General features: G+C 62.7%; 17 protein-coding genes. All 17 read left to right on the top strand.

From position 1 onward, the window contains the following. Positions 1–9 precede the first annotated feature (9 nt). The 17 genes from AC1RO5_RS16280 (at position 10) to AC1RO5_RS16200 (ending at position 16,408) form a co-directional block, all read left to right on the top strand. On the top strand, positions 10–264 hold the full coding sequence (locus tag AC1RO5_RS16280) for an acyl carrier protein (RefSeq protein WP_007936741.1): 255 nt from the start codon (positions 10–12) through the stop codon (positions 262–264). Beyond that, a complete protein-coding gene (locus tag AC1RO5_RS16275) occupies positions 261–806 on the top strand; it encodes a COG4648 family protein (RefSeq protein WP_493176214.1) in 546 nt (181 codons plus the stop codon). Before AC1RO5_RS16280 ends, AC1RO5_RS16275 begins: the two co-directional genes overlap by 4 nt. Continuing rightward, entirely contained in the window at positions 803–2,485 is a 1,683-nt protein-coding gene (locus AC1RO5_RS16270; RefSeq protein ID WP_493176213.1) for an ApeI family dehydratase, read from the top strand. Before AC1RO5_RS16275 ends, AC1RO5_RS16270 begins: the two co-directional genes overlap by 4 nt. 152 nt (positions 2,486–2,637) lie before the next feature. Then, a complete protein-coding gene (locus AC1RO5_RS16265; protein WP_019650765.1) occupies positions 2,638–3,372 on the top strand; it encodes a glycosyltransferase family 2 protein in 735 nt (244 codons plus the stop codon). Then, a complete protein-coding gene (locus tag AC1RO5_RS16260; RefSeq protein WP_493176212.1) occupies positions 3,369–4,316 on the top strand; it encodes a lysophospholipid acyltransferase family protein in 948 nt (315 codons plus the stop codon). The genes AC1RO5_RS16265 and AC1RO5_RS16260 overlap by 4 nt, the downstream gene beginning before the upstream one ends. Next, the gene (locus tag AC1RO5_RS16255) at positions 4,297–5,841 is read left to right on the top strand and encodes an HAL/PAL/TAL family ammonia-lyase (RefSeq protein WP_493176211.1); all 1,545 of its coding nucleotides are present in this window, start codon (positions 4,297–4,299) and stop codon (positions 5,839–5,841) included. The genes AC1RO5_RS16260 and AC1RO5_RS16255 overlap by 20 nt, the downstream gene beginning before the upstream one ends. Continuing rightward, positions 5,834–6,259, top strand: a complete 426-nt coding sequence (locus tag AC1RO5_RS16250) for an acyl-CoA thioesterase (RefSeq protein WP_018928594.1) — start codon at positions 5,834–5,836, stop codon at positions 6,257–6,259. The genes AC1RO5_RS16255 and AC1RO5_RS16250 overlap by 8 nt, the downstream gene beginning before the upstream one ends. Continuing rightward, positions 6,256–6,858 carry an outer membrane lipoprotein carrier protein LolA gene (locus AC1RO5_RS16245; protein WP_493176209.1) on the top strand — a complete coding sequence of 201 codons (603 nt, stop codon included), beginning with the start codon at positions 6,256–6,258 and terminating at the stop codon, positions 6,856–6,858. Before AC1RO5_RS16250 ends, AC1RO5_RS16245 begins: the two co-directional genes overlap by 4 nt. Next, entirely contained in the window at positions 6,842–9,181 is a 2,340-nt protein-coding gene (locus AC1RO5_RS16240) for an MMPL family transporter (protein ID WP_493176207.1), read from the top strand. The genes AC1RO5_RS16245 and AC1RO5_RS16240 overlap by 17 nt, the downstream gene beginning before the upstream one ends. Beyond that, positions 9,181–10,338, top strand: a complete 1,158-nt coding sequence (locus AC1RO5_RS16235) for a sodium:proton antiporter (RefSeq protein ID WP_493176245.1) — start codon at positions 9,181–9,183, stop codon at positions 10,336–10,338. Before AC1RO5_RS16240 ends, AC1RO5_RS16235 begins: the two co-directional genes overlap by 1 nt. Next, a complete protein-coding gene (locus AC1RO5_RS16230; RefSeq protein ID WP_493176205.1) occupies positions 10,325–11,572 on the top strand; it encodes an NAD(P)/FAD-dependent oxidoreductase in 1,248 nt (415 codons plus the stop codon). The genes AC1RO5_RS16235 and AC1RO5_RS16230 overlap by 14 nt, the downstream gene beginning before the upstream one ends. After that, entirely contained in the window at positions 11,569–12,294 is a 726-nt protein-coding gene (locus AC1RO5_RS16225) for a class I SAM-dependent methyltransferase (protein WP_493176203.1), read from the top strand. The genes AC1RO5_RS16230 and AC1RO5_RS16225 overlap by 4 nt, the downstream gene beginning before the upstream one ends. Then, positions 12,294–12,806 carry a hypothetical protein gene (locus AC1RO5_RS16220; RefSeq protein ID WP_493176201.1) on the top strand — a complete coding sequence of 171 codons (513 nt, stop codon included), beginning with the start codon at positions 12,294–12,296 and terminating at the stop codon, positions 12,804–12,806. Before AC1RO5_RS16225 ends, AC1RO5_RS16220 begins: the two co-directional genes overlap by 1 nt. Further along, on the top strand, positions 12,803–13,999 hold the full coding sequence (locus tag AC1RO5_RS16215; protein ID WP_493176199.1) for a beta-ketoacyl-[acyl-carrier-protein] synthase family protein: 1,197 nt from the start codon (positions 12,803–12,805) through the stop codon (positions 13,997–13,999). Before AC1RO5_RS16220 ends, AC1RO5_RS16215 begins: the two co-directional genes overlap by 4 nt. Next, the gene (locus AC1RO5_RS16210; protein WP_413696038.1) at positions 13,996–14,454 is read left to right on the top strand and encodes a hotdog family protein; all 459 of its coding nucleotides are present in this window, start codon (positions 13,996–13,998) and stop codon (positions 14,452–14,454) included. The genes AC1RO5_RS16215 and AC1RO5_RS16210 overlap by 4 nt, the downstream gene beginning before the upstream one ends. Next, on the top strand, positions 14,454–15,182 hold the full coding sequence (gene fabG, locus AC1RO5_RS16205) for a 3-oxoacyl-ACP reductase FabG (protein ID WP_493176197.1): 729 nt from the start codon (positions 14,454–14,456) through the stop codon (positions 15,180–15,182). Before AC1RO5_RS16210 ends, fabG begins: the two co-directional genes overlap by 1 nt. Further along, positions 15,182–16,408, top strand: coding sequence for a beta-ketoacyl-ACP synthase (locus AC1RO5_RS16200; protein WP_493176195.1), 1,227 nt, complete (start codon positions 15,182–15,184; stop codon positions 16,406–16,408). The genes fabG and AC1RO5_RS16200 overlap by 1 nt, the downstream gene beginning before the upstream one ends. Positions 16,409–16,418 lie beyond the last annotated feature (10 nt).

The following is a 16,418-nucleotide window of genomic DNA, read 5'->3' as shown; positions in this document are numbered from 1 at the left end:
GACCGGACCATGCAAACTCGTGACGATATTTTCAACACCCTGCGCGATGCTTTGGTCGAACTCTTCGAGCTGGACCCCGAGCGCATCAGTCTGGAGTCCAACCTGTACCAGGATCTGGAAATCGACAGCATCGATGCGGTCGACCTGATCGATCACATCAAACGCCAGACCGGCAAGAAAATCGCCGCCGAAGAATTCAAATCGGTGCGTACCGTCAGCGACGTGGTCGAGGCGGTTTACCGTCTGGTTCAGCCAGCCGCATGAGCCGACTGATCGGCCTTGGCCTGCTGCTCGCAGGCCTGCTGTACCCCTTTGCGGTGTATTTCGGCATGGAGCATTTTGCCCCGTGGCAGTTCGGTCTGCTGCTGGGCAGCCTGTGGCTGGCGCGGGCGCTGACCGGCGAACGGCGACCCGGCAGCCTGTGGATGGCCACGGTCGCCATCGCGTTCTGCCTGCTGCTGGCAGTGTTCGACAGCCCGGTGCTGCTGCGCTGGTACCCGGTGCTGATCAGCGCGTTCATGCTGGTGCTGTTCGGTCTTAGCCTGAAATACGGCCCGCCGATGGTCGAACGCCTGGCCCGCCTGCGAGAACCGGAATTACCGCCCAGAGCCATTCGCTACACCCGCCAGGTGACGATTGCCTGGAGCGTGTTTTTTCTATGCAACGGTTTGTGCGCCGCCGCCCTGACCCTTTGGGCGCCGCTGAGCTGGTGGATGTTGTACACCGGCCTGATCTCCTATGGATTGATCGGCCTGATGTTTGCCATTGAATGGCTGATACGACAACGGGTACGAGGCCACCCATGAATTGGATAAAACTTGAGCAACTGCTGCTCAAGGCTCAGCCGGAGCGTGCCGTGACGGTCGAGCCGGCGTTGAATCACGCGCAATTGTGCGACCGGGCCCTGAGCCTGGCTGCCGGCCTGCAAGCCCAGGGTGTGCAGCGCATCGCCGTGCACCTTGAAGACGCCGCCGACCTGGCCATTGCCCTGCTCGGCGCCTGGCGTGCCGGGGTCAGCGTACTGCTGCCCGCCGACCTGCAAGCGCAGACGCGCCAGCGCTGGTCGACCGAGGTCGATCTGTGGCTGACCGATCAGGCCGACGATGCACACCTGAGCGATTATCGGCATCCGCCGCTGCCGGCCCACCCGCTGCACCTGGATCGTTGTCAGCTAAGCCTGTGCACCTCCGGCTCCAGCGGCGAACCCAAGCGCATCGATAAAACCCTGCGCCAACTGGCCAATGAAGTCGAAGCGCTGGAGCACTTGTGGGGCGCAGATCTGGGCGAAGCCTGCATCATCGGCAGCGTCGCTACCCAACACATCTACGGCTTGCTGTTTCGGGTCCTGTGGCCGTTGTGCGCCGGGCGTTCGTTCGTGCGCAAGCAACTGGCTTTCCCGGAAGACTTGCAACGCGCCAGCCGCGAACACCCGGCCTTCGCCTGGGTCGCCAGCCCGGCATTGCTCAAGCGCATGGGCGACAACCTCGACTGGCCAGCGCTGAGCGCAGTGCGCCGAGTGTTCTCCTCTGGTGGTGCGTTACCCGCCGAAGCCTCGCAAAGCCTTTACGAACGCCTGCAACAATGGCCGACCGAGATCCTCGGCAGCTCGGAAACCGGCGGCATCGCCTGGCGTCAGGACCAGGATCTCTGGCAGCCCTTCGCCGGTGTGGAGCTGAGCCAGGACTGCGACGGCGCCCTGCTTATCGCATCGCCGTACCTGCCGACAGGCCATATCGAACACACCGCCGATGCCGCGCGCATCGCCGCCGACGGCCGTTTCGAGCTGTTGGGGCGGCTGGACCGGATCGTCAAACTGGAAGAAAAACGTATCTCGCTACCAATGCTCGAACACGCGCTGATGGCGCACGCCTGGGTCGCCGAAGCGCGCCTGGGAGTGGTTCAGGAAAACCGCGCCTCATTGGGCGCGCTGCTGGTGCTCAACGAGCGAGGTATGCACGCGTTGCGCAATCAGGGACGACGCAGTCTCACGCAAGCGTTGCGTCAGCATCTGAGCCAGCATTGTGAAACGCTGGCCCTGCCACGACGCTGGCGCCTGTTGCGGCAACTGCCGCTGAACGCGCAGGGCAAACTGCCCCAGGCCGAAGTTGAAGCCTTACTGCTGGCACCCCGGCCAAAGGCGCCGCACGTGCTGGAGCAGGTCGAAGTCGATGGTGAGTGGAGCCTGCAACTGGCCGTCCCGCCGGACCTGGCGTACTTCAGCGGGCACTTTCCCCGGGCGCCGGTATTGCCCGGTGTGGTGCAGGTGGAGTGGGCATTGAGCCTGGGTCAGCAGTTGATGGACCTGCCGGCAAAATTCGCCGGCATGGAAGTGCTGAAATTCCAGCAACTGGTGCGTCCCGGTGATGAAATCCAGTTACACCTGCGCTTCGACCCGGCGCGCGGCAAATTGTATTTCGCCTATCGCAACGAAACCGCCACCTGCTCCAGCGGGCGGATTTTGCTGGAGGCTGCCAGCGATGCATAACCTGTGGCGAGGGAGCTTGCTCCCGCTGGGCTGCGAAGCGGCCCCAAAACCATCCGGCGCAGACTTAATGGCGAGCGCTTCGCGCACGAACGGGAGCAAGCTCCCTCGCCACAGTCAGTCTCTGCACAACCAGGGTTCTGTGGAGGTTTCAGATGCATAACCCCTGCGCCGTAATCCCGGTCTACAACCACGAAACCGCAATCACTGCCGTGGTCGATGCGCTGCTTGCCTGTGACCTGCCATGCATTCTGGTGGACGATGCCAGCAGCCCCGCCTGCGCCAAGGTACTCGACCAACTGGCGCAGCGCGACCGGGTTTATCTGATCCGGCTCACCGTCAATCAGGGCAAGGGCGGCGCAGTGATGACCGGTCTGCGGGAAGCTTCGCGCCTGGGTTTCAGCCATGCCCTGCAGGTAGACGCCGACGGCCAGCACGACCTGCAAGACGTCAAAGTCTTCATCGAATACTCACGCAACCATCCTGGGGCGGTGATCTGTGGCTATCCGCAATACGACGCCAGCGTGCCGAAAGGTCGTTTGTACGCGCGCTACCTGACTCACGTCATGGTCTGGATCAACACCCTGTCGCTGCAGATTCGCGACTCGATGTGCGGTTTCCGCGTCTATCCGTTGCCACCAACCCTGGCACTGATCGACTCGGCCAGGATCGGCAAGCGCATGGACTTCGACTCCGACATCCTGGTGCGCCTGGCCTGGCGCAATCTGCCAATGCAGTGGCTGAAAACCAGGGTCCATTACCCGCTGGATGGCGTTTCGCATTTCCGGCTGTTCTACGACAACGTACTGATTACGAGCATGCACACCCGGCTGTTCTTCGGCATGTTGCTGCGGGCACCGGTGATCCTCTGGCGACGGTGGCGAGCATGAGCGACAACGTAGACAAACAGCACTGGGCAGATCGCCAGGAGCGTGGCAGTTTCTGGCTGATGAAGTTCACCGCATTCTGCGCAAAGGTCTTGGGCCGCCGACTGTTGAGCCCGCTGCTGTACGGCATCGTGTTGTACTTTTTCCTGTTCGGGCGCAGCGCCCGCCAAAGCGCCTGGCAATACCAGCAGCGGCTCGCCGACTGGAGCGGGCGCAGCGAATTGCGTCCGACTCATTGGCGGGTGTTCGGCCAGTTCATGGCCTTCGCCGATTCCATGCTCGACAAACTCGACGTGTGGAACGGCAAGCTGAGCATCGAGCAGATCGAAATCATCGACCCGGCGCTGCTGCGCAATAAACTGCGCGGCACACGTGGGCAGATGCTGGTGGGCACGCACTTGGGCAATCTCGAGGTCTGCCGGGCACTGGCCGAGATCGGCGAGAAAGTCACCATGAACGTGCTGGTGCACACCAAGCACGCCGAGCAGTTCAACCGCCTGCTGGGCGAAGCCGGAGCAACCAATCTGCGGCTGATCCAGGTCAGCGAACTGGACCCGGTGATCATGCTGCAACTGCATGAGCGCCTGGAGCGCGGCGAGTGGCTGGCAATTGCCGGCGACCGCGTACCGCTGCATGGCGGTCGTAGCGTGACCGTGGATTTTCTCGGTCATCAGGCAGCCTTCCCGCAAGGCCCGTGGTTGCTGGCCGGTCTGCTGAAATGCCCGGTCAATCTGCTGCTGTGCCTGAAGAAACCCACGGGCGACTATCGACTGACCCTCGAACCGTTCACCGAGGCGGTGGTGTGGAAACGCAACGAGCGCGAACAGGTCATTCATCAGTGGGCTTCGCGCTACGCCGAACGCCTGGGTCACTATTGCCTCGAAGCGCCCCAACAATGGTTTAACTTTTACCCTTTCTGGAAGACCGATGACGACGCCAACGCTTGAGCCGGTAACCTTCGGCGAACTCCCTTTGTGCATCGAAGACGTGCTGGCCCTGGCCAACCGTCAGGTGCCGACGCAGTTGCAGGGCGACCCCGAGTTTCGCCAGCGCATCGCCAAAGGCCCGCAGTTCCTTGACTCCCTGCTGGACAAGGAAGGCGTGATCTATGGCGTGACCACCGGTTATGGCGATTCCTGCGTGGTGGCGGTACCGCTGCATCACGTCGAGGCGTTGCCCCGTCATCTGTTCACGTTCCACGGCTGCGGCCTGGGCAAACTGCTCGACGCCCAAGCCACCCGCGCGGTGCTGGCGGCGCGTTTGCAGTCGCTGTGCCAGGGCGTGTCCGGGGTACGCGTGGAGTTGCTGGAGCGCCTGCAAGCGTTCCTCGAACACGACATCCTGCCGCTGATTCCGGAGGAAGGTTCGGTGGGCGCCAGCGGTGATCTGACGCCGCTGTCCTACGTCGCCGCGACCTTGTCCGGCGAGCGCGAAGTGATGTTCCGCGGCGAACGCCGACAAGCTGCCGATGTGCACCGCGAACTGGGTTGGCAGCCGCTGGTGTTGCGCCCCAAGGAAGCCTTGGCGTTGATGAACGGCACCGCCGTGATGACCGGCCTTGCGTGCCTGGCTTACGCCCGTGCCGATTACCTGCTGCAACTGGCCACGCGTATCACCGCGCTGAACGTGGTCGCTTTGCAGGGCAATCCGGAGCACTTCGACGAGCGCCTGTTCGCCGCCAAACCCCATCCAGGGCAGATGCAAGTCGCCGCGTGGTTGCGTAAGGATCTGGCGATCGACGCGCCGACCGCGCCGCTGCATCGCCTGCAAGACCGTTACTCCCTGCGTTGCGCGCCACACGTGCTCGGTGTGCTGGCCGACAGCTTGAACTGGCTGCGCTCGTTCATCGAGATCGAGCTCAACAGTGCCAACGACAACCCGATCATCGACGCCGAAGCCGAACGCGTGCTGCACGGCGGGCACTTCTACGGCGGCCACATTGCGTTCGCCATGGACAGCCTGAAAAACCTGGTGGCCAACGTCGCCGACTTGCTCGACCGTCAGCTCGCGCTGCTGGTGGACGAACGTTACAACCATGGCTTGCCGAGCAACCTGTCCGGCGCCACCACCGACCGCGCGATGCTCAACCACGGCTTCAAGGCGGTGCAGATCGGCACCAGCGCCTGGACCGCCGAAGCCCTGAAAAACACCATGCCGGCCAGCGTCTTCTCGCGCTCCACCGAGTGCCACAACCAGGACAAGGTCAGCATGGGCACCATCGCCGCCCGCGACGCCATCCGCGTGCTGGAGCTGACCGAACAGGTCGCCGCTGCCACGCTGCTGGCGGCCAATCAAGGCGTCTGGCTGCGCGGCCAGGCTGAAGACGCGCGCCCACTGCCACCGGCCCTGGCCGCGATGCACGAAGAATTGGCCAAGGACTTCCCGCCGGTCATCGAAGACCGCGCCCTGGAAGGCGAATTGCGCCTGTGTCTGCAACGCATCGCCGAGCAACACTGGAGGCTGCATGCGTAGCAAGGGAGTGCTTCACACCGATACGGAAATCCTCGTCCCGTTCTTTGACGTCGACACCATGAACGTGGTCTGGCACGGCCATTACGTCAAATACCTGGAAGTCGCCCGCTGTGCGCTGCTGGACAGGATCGGCCACAACTACGACGCCATGGTTGCGTCGGGTTACGCATGGCCGGTGATCGATTTGCAGTTGCGCTATGTGCGCGGCGCCGTGTTCGGCCAGAAGCTGAATGTGCGCGCCAGTCTGGTGGAATGGGAGAACCGTCTGAAGATCAATTACCTGATCAGCGACCTTGCAACCGGCGAACGTCTGACCCGCGCTGTTTCAGTGCAGGTCGCCGTCGACATGAGCAGCCGCGAAATGCAGCTGGCCTCACCCAAGGTGTTTACCGACGCGGTTGAAAGGGTGCTGCCATGAATTCGCTTTTCAAATGCCTTGGCGCTTTAGCGTTGCTCGGGCTTTCATCGTTGGCGCAGGCCTTCGATCTGCAGCAACTGAGCGATCAACTGGCCAAACCCGATGTGATCCACGGCAACTTCATCCAGGAAAAACACCTGCGCGCCCTGCCCCAGCCGCTGACCAGCAAGGGCACCTTCGTTCTGGCGAAGAATCACGGCTTGCTCTGGCTGCTGAAAACGCCGCTGCAACAGGACTACCGCATCAGCCCCCAGGGCATTGCCCGGCGTGATGCCAACGGCTGGCAAATGCTGCCGAACAAGAGTGCCGGCGCCGAACAGAACCGTTTGTTCCTCGCCGTGCTGCAAGGCGACAGCAGTGGCCTGCAACGGGATTTCGAGCTGTCGCTGAGCGGCGATGCCCAGAACTGGAAACTGACCCTGACCCCGCGCTCGATGCTGCTCAAGCAGGTGTTCAATCAGATCAACATTGACGGCGGCGAACTGGTGCACAGCATCGAGCTGCTCGAAACCCAGGGTGACCGAACCCTGTTGCGCATGCAGGACAGCACCAGCGCCCAACCTTTGAGCGATGCGGAGCAACATGACTTTGCCGAGTGAACGGATGCTGCCGCGACTGTTTCTGGTCCTGCTGCTGGCGGTGCTCGCACTCGCCGGTTGGCAGTGGCGCAACGGCACTCCGCTGTCGGCCAACCTGATGGAACTGGTGCCAGGCACCGCGCCGGACGCGCTGGAACTGCGCGCCGAACAACGCATGCAAGAACCGTTGAACCGGGAAATGCTGGTGCTGGTCGGCCATAAAGACCGCCAGCAAGCCATCGCCATGGCGCAAAAACTCGGCGAGCAGTGGCAGGCCAGCGGCGTGTTCGAAAAGGTCCAGTGGAACCTGCAGGCCGACTTGCCGGCGCTGCGCACGCAATTGCTGCAAGGCCGATTGGCGATGCTGTCCGCGGCCGACCGCCAGCAACTCATCGAGCACCCCGACGCCTTTATCCAGCAACGGGTGCAAGCCCTGTTCGACCCGTTCACCGGGTTCAGCCTGGTGCCGAGCCAGGACGACTGGCTCGGCCTGACCGGGCGCATCCAGAACAGCCAGCCACAGCGCGGCTCGGTGCAGTTGGACATCGGCAGCGGCGTGCTGGTCGCCGATGCCGACGGCAAGAGCTGGGTGATGCTGCGGGCGCGAACCGTCGGCAACGCATTCGACATGAACCTGCCGCTGCAAGTGGCTGACCTGCTCCAGCACAGTCGCGAAGAAGCCGCCCAGGCGGATGTGCAACTGCTCGCCGCCAGCGGCCTGCTGTATGCCGCCAACGGTCAACGGCAAGCTGCGCGCGAGATTACCTGGGTCGGCGGCGGCGCCACGCTGGGGATTCTGTTGCTGCTGTTGTTGGCCTTCCGGCGTTGGCGGGTGGTGCTGGCGTTCGTCCCGGTGCTGGTAGGCATGCTGTTCGGCGCGGTGGCCTGCGTGGCGCTGTTTGGTCACATGCACGTGATGACGCTGGTGCTCGGCTCAAGCCTGATCGGCGTGGCAGTGGATTACCCGCTGCATTACCTGTCCAAAAGCTGGAGCCTGAAACCCTGGCACAGTTGGCCGGCGTTGCGCCTGACCCTGCCGGGGCTGACGCTGAGCCTGATCACCAGTTGCATCGGCTACCTGGCCCTGGCCTGGACGCCGTTCCCGGCCCTGACCCAGATTGCCGTGTTCTCCGCCGCCGGCCTGCTGGGCGCCTATCTGTCGGCGGTGTGTCTGCTGCCGGCGCTGCTCAAGGGCGCGCAACTGCGTCCGGCACAATGGCCGATGCGCATCGCCGAGTCTTTGCTGGCGCTGCGTGAATCGTTGCTCAAATACGTACGCACGCCGGTGCTGCTGGCGCTGCTGATCGCCTTCTGTGTCGGCGGTCTGTTGCAGCTGCAGACCAAAAACGACATTCGCCAATGGATCGGCGCACCGCAACAACTGACGGACGAGGCGCAGACCATTGCGCGCGTCACCGGCCATCAACCCACCAGCCAGTTCTTCCTGGTGCGCGCGGCCAATCAGCAGGAGTTGCTCGAACGCCTGACGGCACTGAGCGAGCGTCTGGATCAGTTGGTCAATCTGGAAAAACTCCAGGGCTACCTGTCGCTCAACCAGCTGGTCAGTACGCCGAGCGAACAGCGCAAAGTGCGTGATGCACTGGGCAAGCTGCCGCAATTCTGGCAACCGTTGCTCGACCTTGGCGTGCCTGCTGACGCGCTGCAAGCCGAGCTGGTGAAGTTACAGGCGCTGCCCACCGAAGACATCGACGCGGCGCTGGCCGGCCCATTGGCCGAGCCCTACCGCACCCTGTGGCTGGGGCCGACCGATAACGGCGTGGCTGCGATGGTCAGCCTGCAGGGCTTGAACAATCCCGCGCTGTTACGGGTCCAGGCGCTGGACTTGCCGGGTGTGCAACTGGTCGACCGCCTCGGCGAACTGAACAAGGTGTTCGCCGCAACTCAAATCAGCGCCGCTGAATTGAAACTCGCTTCCTGCGTGTTGATCGTGCTGGTGCTGATCCTGCCATTCGGTCTTGGTGGCGCGCTGCGAATCGTCTCCCTGCCGCTGCTGGCGGCCCTGTGCAGCCTGGCAAGCCTCGGCTGGCTCGGTCAGCCGCTGACACTGTTCAGCCTGTTCGGCCTGCTGCTGGTGACGGCCATCAGCGTCGACTACGCGATCCTCATGCGCGAACAGATCGGCGGCGCCGCCGCGAGCCTGTTGGGCACCATGCTGGCAGCCGCAACCACATGGTTGTCGTTTGGCCTGCTGGCGGTGTCCAGCACACCGGCGGTGAGCAACTTCGGCCTGTCAGTGAGCCTCGGCCTGGCGTACAGCTTCATCCTGGCGCCATGGGCCGGGCGACAAACCCACGCCGCGCCGGTTGCGGAGCCGACAGCGTGATGGTCGCGGCGTTCTGGGTAATGGCCCTGGTGTTGTTCGCCGTGGCCACCCGTGTCGGTCGTCATTTCGGGCTGATCCCGATCGTCAGCCAGTTGTTGCTGGCGACCTTCGGCCTGCCGCTGCTGATGTACTTCTGGATCGAACCGGGCTGGCAACTGAGCGGCGCCGTACTGATCTCGCCGGGTTGGCTGAAAAACCTCTACAGCCTGAGCTTTGCCTTGCTGCTGGGGCACATCCTCAGCGACGTGATCGACCTGCGACTGGATCGCCAGAGCCTGAAAATCGCCCTGCCGAGTTTCTGCATTCCGTTTGCCTGCGGGCTGGCGACAGCGGTCTGGCTACTGCCGCCGCTGCCGTGGATCAGTTCGTTGGCGGTCGGTCTGTTGTTCGCCATCACCGCGATTCCGGTGTTGTACCTGTACCTGCGACACATCAACTACCCGCCCGCCGCCACCCGACGCCTGGTGCAGACCGCGATCCTGATCGACCTGACCTGCTGGACCCTGTTCGCGTTCGCCCAGGGCAGCATGCACCTGAGCAGCCTGTTGCTGCCGCTGGCCGGCGCCTGCCTGCCGTTGTTGCTGCGACTGCTCGGCTTGCGCCAACCGTTGCTGCACAGCGGCTGCTTCTTCGCACTGCTGGTGGTTGCCGAACACTTCAAGCTCAATGCGCTGATTTTCGGCATCGGTTACCTGCTGTGCATGGCCGCGCTCAAGGTGCCGTTGGTGCTGCCATTGCCAACAGCGTGGATGAGCGGTTTGCAGACCTGGGTCGCCATCCCGCTGATCCTCACGTTCGGCATCGTGCAGATCAACGTGCACAGTGCCATCGACACTCTCGGCGGGATGCAACTGGCCGCACTATTGCTGTTGCCGATTGCCAGCAAGTTGTTGGGCAACTGGCTGGGCCTCGGCTGGGCCGGCGTCTCGTTTGAAGGTGCCAGCCGCTGGCGGGAAAGCCTTTTACTGAATATCCGCGGCTTGAGCGAGATCGTCTTTCTCAACCTGCTGCTGCAACAACAACTTATCAGCCCGGCGCTGTATTTCGCGCTGATGTTGATGGGCCTGATCGCAACCCTGCTGCCGGCACTCGCCGGCATGCACCGAATTCCTTTGAACATCGCCGCCCCGGCAAGGAGCTCCCGTGCCAACAGTTGAAATGGAACGTCGTCAGGTGGTGGTGATCGGTGCCGGCCCCTCAGGTGCCATCGCCGCCGCGCTGCTCAAGCGCAAAGGCCATGATGTGCTGATGATCGAGCGCCAGCATTTCCCACGGTTTTCCATTGGTGAAAGCCTGTTGTCCCACTGCCTGGATTTCGTCGAAGAAGCCGGCATGCTCGACGCGGTCAATGCGGCCGGTTTCCAGTTGAAGAACGGTGCGGCATTCGCCTGGGGCGATCAGTACAGCACCTTCGATTTCGGCGAGACGTTCAGCAACGGCAAGCCGACGACCTTCCAGGTCCAGCGCGCCGACTTTGACAAGCTGCTGGCCGACCAGGCTGAACTGCAGGGAGTCGACGTCCGTTACGGCGAAGCCATCGTCAGCGTTGATTTCAGCTTGGCGAAACCGCAGCTCGATGTGCTTCGCGAAGATGGCAGCCAATACCGCGTCGAGGCCGATTTCGTGCTCGATGCCAGCGGCTACGGTCGCGTACTGCCACGCTTGCTGGACCTTGAGGCACCGTCGAACTTTCCGGTGCGCCAGGCGGTGTTCACCCACGTCGAAGACTGTATCGACAGCCCGGCTTTCGAACGGGAAAAAATCCTCATTACCACCCATCCGACCCAGCGCGACATCTGGTTCTGGACCATCCCGTTCAGCAACGGTCGCTGCTCGGTGGGCGTCGTGGCAGCCGCCGAACACTTCGCAGGCCGCACCGAGAATCTGGACGACTGCCTGCGCGGTTTTATCGCTGAAACTCCAAGCCTGGCCGGGGTGCTGAACAACGCCGTATGGGATACCCCCGCGCGGACCATCGGCGGCTATTCGGCCAACGTCAAAAACCTGCATGGCCCTGGCTTCGCCTTGTTGGGCAATGCCGCAGAATTTCTCGATCCGGTGTTCTCCTCCGGCGTGACCATCGCCATGCGTTCGGCGAGCATGGCCGCCGGGGTGCTGCACCGCCAACTGCAAGGTGAAAGCGTCGACTGGCAAACCGAGTTCGCCGAACCGCTCAAGCGCGGCGTCGACACCTTCCGTTGCTACGTCGAAGGCTGGTACGCAGGAACCTTTCAGGATGTGATTTTCTATCAGGGCGGCACCGAGGATATTCGCCGCATGATCAGCTCGATCCTCGCGGGTTACGCCTGGGATGAGCGCAACCCGTTCGTCAGCGAAGCCAAACGTCGACTGCGGATGATTTCAGAGCTTTGCGCAAAGGATGCGACATGAGTTATTTGAGCGACAACTACGTCGAAGAAACCCGTTTCGGTTTCTGGTTCCTGCGCAGCCATACCTGGCAGCACCATGTATTGCGAGTGGCGATCAACGATTTGCGCAGCCTGTTCAGCGAGCCATTGCCCAACAACCCGGTATTGCTCGATGCCGGTTGCGGCCAGGGCAAGTCGTTCCAGTACCTGCGCCAGACCTTCGCGCCCAAGCAGCTGATCGGGCTGGATGCCGACCCTCACAGCCTGAACCTGAGCGGCGAAGAAGCGGCCCGCCAGGGCATGGATGTAGAGCTGATTGGCAGTGACTGCGCCAGCATCAAAGTGCCGGACGCCAGTGTCGATCTACTGTTCTGTCACCAGACCTTCCATCATCTTGTGGAGCAGGATCAGGCCCTGGCCGAGTTCTACCGGGTGCTCAAGCCGGGCGGCTATTTGCTGTTCGCCGAATCCACCGAGGCTTACATTGATACATGGGTAATTCGCTGGCTGTTCCGCCACCCGATGCACGTGCAAAAGAGCGCCGCGGGCTACCTGGAGATGATTCGTCGGCAGGGTTTTGAATTTGGCCCGCAGAACGTGTCTTACCCTTACTTGTGGTGGAGTCGCGCCAAGGATTTCGGCCTGCTCGAACGCTTCGGCTTGCGCCAGCCAAAACCCTTTGGCCAACGGGAAGAAACCCTGGTCAATGTAGTCGCGCGCAAGCCCCTTGAAGAGAGTGCCTGATGATCCGTTTCCTGCTTCTGGGTTGTGTCCTGCTGCTGAGCGCCTGCGCCAGCCAGACGCCGCTGCCCGAGCGAACCCCGAACCTGGCGTTGCCGCTGCAACTGCACATCGAACGGCAGATGGCCGAACAACGTCAGGACTGGCTGCTGGTGATCCAGCGGGAAGGCCCTGGCATTCGCTGGTCGATGATGGACCCGTTGGGGATCCCCGTGGCACGACAGAAACTGATCGATGGCCAATGGCAGGCTGACGGGCTGCTGCCACCCAATCCGGAAGCCCGGGAGCTGTTCGCCGCCCTGTTGTTTGCATTGACCCCTGAAGGCGAGTTGCACGGCAACTATCCCGCCGCCCGGCAGCATGACGGGCAACGGTCGTTGTCGGCGCGCTGGAACATCCGCTATTCACAACCAAGTCTTTCGCAACCAAGTCTTTCGCAACCACCGAGCTTTGAATTGAACGTGTCCCAAGGCCCGCACTACCGCGTCACCCCGTTAGGCGAGAACACACCATGACCGCTTACCTGAACGCCCTCGGGGTGATCTGCGCCCTCGGTCGCGACAAGCAGGAAGTCGCCCGCAACCTGTTTGCCGGCGATTGCTCGGGCATGCGTAGCGAGGCCGGCTGGGTGGCGGAGCGCTCGTTGCCAGTGGCGGCGGTGCGCGGTGAGCTGGCACCGATTCCGGCTGAGCTGGCTCACCAAAGCAGTCGCAACAATCAATTGCTGCTGGAGGCCGCGCTGCAAATTCGCGAAGACATCGAGCAGGCGATCCAGACCTACGGCCGCGACCGTATCGGTGTCATTCTGGGCACCAGCACCTCAGGCATCGACGAGGCCAGCCGCGGCCTGGCCCATTACATCCATGAGCATCACTTCCCGGCCGATTATGACTATCAGCAGCAAGAGCTCGGCGCACCGGCGACGTTTCTCGCCGACTGGCTGCAATTGAGCGGCCCGGCCTATGTGATCTCCACCGCCTGCACCTCCAGCGCCCGCGCGCTGATGAGTGCCCAACGGCTGCTCGACCTGGGCATGTGCGACGCCGTGTTATGCGGCGGTGTCGATAGCTTGTGCAAGCTGACCCTCAACGGTTTCTCGGCCCTGGAAGCGGTGTCCGAGCAGCGCTGCAACCCGTTTTCGGCGAACCGCAACGGCATCAATATCGGCGAAGCCGCGGTGCTGTTTGTGATGAGCAAAACCGCCGGCAGCGGCCAACCGATTGCTTTGCTCGGCAGTGGTGCCAGCTCCGATGCGCACCATATTTCGGCGCCGGAACCCACCGGCCGTGGCGCCCGGCAAGCGATGCGCAAGGCGTTGAGCCGCGCAGGCCTGCAAGCCCAACAGATCAGCTATCTGAACCTGCACGGCACCGCTACCCAACACAACGACGCCATGGAAAGCCTGGCCGTGACCGCGCTGTTCCCGCAAGGCGTGCCCTGCTCGTCGACCAAACCGATGACCGGCCATACCCTCGGCGCCGCGGGTGCCCTGGAAGCGGCGTTCTGCTGGTTGAGCCTGAGCGCGGATAACCACGAGCATGCCCTGCCGCCCCATGTCTGGGACGGGCAGCCCGACCCCGAGTTGCCGGCGTTGCATTGGGTGACCCCGACCGACCACCTGACGTCCATTGCACCCCGCTACCTGATGAGTAATTCCTTTGCCTTTGGTGGCAATAACGTCAGCCTGATTATCGGAGACGCCTCATGATTACCTGGCCGCTCGCCGAACTGCTGCCCCATGCCGGCGACATGATCCTCATCGATCAGATCCTGTCGTTCGACGACGAGCAGATCTACACCCGACTCACCGTCAAGCCCGGCGGCCTGTTCAATCGCCCCGACGGCAGTCTGCCGGCCTGGGTCGGCATCGAGCTGATGGCCCAAAGCGTCGCCGCTTACGCCGGCTGCCATGCGCGCCAAAAAGGCAATGCAGTGGAGCTGGGCTTCCTGCTCGGCAGCCGCAAATTCGAATGCAACGTGGAACACTTCCCCGCCGGCACTGAGCTGACCATCCACGGGATACGCTCGCTGGAAGACGACAACGGCATGGGCGTATTCGAATGCCACATCACCGCCCCCGGCATCCACGCGACCGCCCGGCTGAATGTGTTCCGCCCACCTCAAGCCGCTCAATATCTGCATGAACCCCAAGGAGTCGAGTGATGACTGAATCCGTACTGGTCACCGGCTCCAGCCGTGGTATTGGCCGTGCTATCGCGTTGCGTCTGGCCCGGGCCGGGCATGACATCGTGCTGCACTGCCGCAGCGGCTTGGCGGACGCCGAAGCTGTCAAAACCGAAGTGGAAGCCTTGGGCCGCAACGCGCGCATCCTGCAATTCGACGTCAGCAACCGCGCCAGCTGCAAAGCCATTCTCGAAGCCGACGTGGAAGCTCACGGCGCCTATTACGGCGTGGTGCTTAACGCCGGCCTGACCCGCGACGGTGCTTTCCCAGCCCTGAGCGAGGAGGATTGGGATGTGGTGATGCGCACCAACCTCGACGGTTTCTACAACGTGTTGCACCCGGTGATGATGCCGATGATCCGTCGTCGCGCCGCCGGGCGGATTGTCTGCATTACTTCGGTGTCCGGGCTGATCGGCAATCGCGGGCAGGTCAATTACAGCGCGTCCAAGGCCGGTTTGATCGGCGCGGCCAAGGCGTTGGCGATTGAACTGGGCAAGCGCAAAATCACTGTTAACTGTGTCGCACCCGGCCTGATCGACACGGCGATGCTCGATGAAAACGTGCCGGTGGAAGAACTGATGAAAATGATCCCCGCACAACGCATGGGCACCCCGGAAGAGGTGGCCAGTGCAGTGAATTTCCTGATGTCGGCGGAAGCCTCGTACATCACCCGGCAGGTTCTGGCCGTCAACGGAGGCCTGTGCTGATGAAGCGCGTCGTCGTCACCGGCATGGCCGGCATTACCTCATTGGGCAGCGACTGGGACACCATCGCCGCCAACTTCTCCGCCAACCGCAGCGGCATTCGTCGCATGCACGAGTGGGATCGCTTTACCGAACTCAATACCCGCCTGGCAGGCCCGATCGACGACTTCCAGGTGCCCGGCCACTGGACGCGCAAGCAACTGCGCAGCATGGGCCGGGTATCTCGGCTGGCAGTCGGCGCGGCAGAACAGGCCCTGGCGGACGCCGGGCTGCTGGGTGATGAGTCGATCAAGGACGGGCGCATGGGCGTGTCCTGCGGCTCGTCCACCGGCAGCACCGACGAGATCAAGGCGTTCGGCAAAATGTTGCTCAATTCGGTGGCCGAAGGCCTGAACGCCAACTCCTACGTGCGGATGATGCCGCACACCACGGCAGCGAATATCAGCATCTTCTTCGGCCTCACTGGCCGTCTGATCCCGACCTCCAGCGCCTGCACCAGCGGCAGCCAGGGCATCGGTTATGCCTACGAGTCGATCAAGTTCGGTCGCCTGCCACTGATGCTCGCCGGCGGCGCCGAAGAGCTGTGCCCGACCGAAGCCATGGTGTTCGATGCGCTCTACGCCACCAGCCTGAAAAACGATGCCCCGCAAACCAGTCCGCGCCCTTACGACAGCGGCCGCGATGGCCTGGTAATCGGTGAGGGCGGCGGCATGCTGGTGCTCGAAGAACTCGAACACGCCCTGGCGCGTGGTGCCCGCATCCACGCCGAGATCGTCGGTTTCGGCAGCAACGCCGACGGCCAGCATGCCACCCGCCCCGAGCTGATCACCATGCGCCGGGCCATGGAGCTGGCTTTGGAAGACGCCGGGCTCGACCCAAGCGCCATCGGCTATGTAAATGGTCACGGTACGGCGACAGAACAGGGCGACATTGCCGAGACACTGGCGACCAACAGTTTGTTCGGCGAACACATGCCGATCAGCTCGCAGAAGAGCTTCCTCGGCCACACCCTGGGAGCCTGCGGCGCGCTGGAATCCTGGTTCAGCATCGAAATGATGAACCGCGACCTGTACGTGCACACCTTCAACCTCGATGAAGTCGATCCCCAGTGCGGCAAGCTCGATTACCTGCGCGGTGAATTCCGGCAGATGAGCAACCAGTACGTGATGAACAACAACTTCGCATTTGGTGGGGTCAACACCTCGTTGATCTTCCGCCGCTGGTCGTAAACGAAATACC

It is taken from the genome of Pseudomonas sp. GW822-FHT02G04 (assembly GCF_058802085.1).
Note: the sequence above shows the minus strand (reverse complement) of the source record. Positions and strands in the feature narration are given on the sequence as shown.